Raw genomic sequence first — 1330 nt, 5'->3', positions numbered from 1 at the left:
TGGGCTGCGTGTGATGCCGCTCGCCGACCCCTGGGCCCGCCGGCGCTTTGCCATCTGCTTTCGGGATGAGGCGGGTTTGTCGGCGGCGGCCAGGCTGCTGGTGGCCCATCTGGCGGCAAAAGGGTTGCCCGATGGAGGGTAAAAAGTACCGTAGACGCTCTGCGCGGTATTTTTGGTGCTATCAAATCAGGAGCTACTTGCGCTTACCAGCATTGGTCTGCAGCTACTTTTCATCCATTAAACAGCGTTCAAAAGACGTTTGGTAACACCTGCAGGCACGCCAAATGGCCTCTGGAAGCCCGGGGAAAGCTTCCGGGCCTGCCGTTTAGAGGTAAAATAGGCCTCCAACCCACAGCAGACAAGCGCGAGCAGCTATAAAAAATATAGCGCGCAGGGCTGATCCAGGCTAGCCCGAAAGGGGGCCAGCAACCGCCGAAGGGCGGTTACCTGGTCCGCAAAGTGCTTGATTTAGGGGAAGGAAGCCCCAAATTCACTGCATGAACGCCACCCAACCCCATCCCCACAAAACCGACCTCACGGTCACCCACGTACTGGCCGAGCTGCTGGAACGGCTTGAGCACAGCGCGGTGCCGGTGGGTGCCGAGCAGTACCGCTCCGTGGTGCTGCACCTGGTCAACGAACTGGGCGATGTGGAACCCGGCATGGCGCTGGGCGCGCTGCTCGACACGCACCCGGCTGCGGCAGAGCTGTATGAAAACGTCAATTACCAGTATGCGGGCCTGTGCCGGTCTGCGCTGGACGCCTCGCTCGCTGCCGAGCTGAAGGCCAAAGAGGCCATTGAAAAGGCCATGAAACCCATCAACCCCCAACTGAAGGAAGACCCCAACCATGGCAAGAGCTGACGCCAAAACCGCCGTACTCGCTGACGGCCTGCGCTACAAGTCCAAGGTGTCGGGCTCACCGTTTGCTGCCACCACGTCATTTGGCGCTGCCACGATGTCGTGTTTCATGTGCGGCAAGCACCGCGCCCGCTCCCTGATGGGCACCCGTAAAGTGCTGGGCAAGTCCCAGGCCGTGTGCTCGCCCTCGTGCAAGGCACTCGACGAAGCCCTCGAAAACGCCGCCAACCAGGCCTGAAGCTGAGCCACGGGGCCGGCACCGCCGGCTCTGCCTGGCTATTCATGGCCATCCACGGCTACCCACAACGCCGATGGGGCCGTACGGCTCCTTGATCACCGCGCACACCCGGGCGCATACTGTGCTGAAGACATTTTTCAATGTCTGAACACACAGCAAAAAGGTGATTTTCATGGCCGATTCGTCCCAACCCGACCCGTTTCTCGAACCCGACGATGCCATCGACCATATC

General features: G+C 60.6%; 3 protein-coding genes and 1 pseudogene. 3 read left to right on the top strand and 1 reads right to left on the bottom strand.

Annotation, left to right across the window (positions count from 1 at the left end):
* The 3 genes and pseudogenes from AC1DWI_RS23435 to AC1DWI_RS23425 all read left to right on the top strand — a co-directional run.
* Positions 1-142: pseudogene (locus AC1DWI_RS23435) on the top strand (LysR family transcriptional regulator); the annotation flags it as partial.
* Positions 143-497: 355 nt separating this feature from the next.
* Positions 498-863: a hypothetical protein gene (locus tag AC1DWI_RS23430; RefSeq protein WP_457278577.1), complete on the top strand. Its 366-nt coding sequence runs from the start codon at positions 498-500 to the stop codon at positions 861-863.
* Complete coding sequence (locus tag AC1DWI_RS23425) at positions 850-1098, top strand: hypothetical protein (RefSeq protein ID WP_436154840.1); 249 nt, start codon at positions 850-852, stop codon at positions 1096-1098. Before AC1DWI_RS23430 ends, AC1DWI_RS23425 begins: the two co-directional genes overlap by 14 nt.
* 42 nt (positions 1099-1140) lie before the next feature.
* On the opposite strand, the gene AC1DWI_RS23420 is transcribed toward AC1DWI_RS23425, so the two are convergent.
* The coding region (locus tag AC1DWI_RS23420) for a hypothetical protein (RefSeq protein ID WP_477725948.1) at positions 1141-1330 on the bottom strand (190 nt) is incomplete at its 5' end.

The organism is Polaromonas sp. P3_C2, from assembly GCF_056402675.1.
This window is presented reverse-complemented; position numbering and strand designations above follow the sequence as displayed.

Coding starts and splice junctions, on each gene's coding strand:
- AC1DWI_RS23430 (WP_457278577.1), top strand. CDS start 498: ATGAACGCCACCCAACCCCATCCCCACAAAACCGACCTCACGGTCACC.
- AC1DWI_RS23425 (WP_436154840.1), top strand. CDS start 850: ATGGCAAGAGCTGACGCCAAAACCGCCGTACTCGCTGACGGCCTGCGC.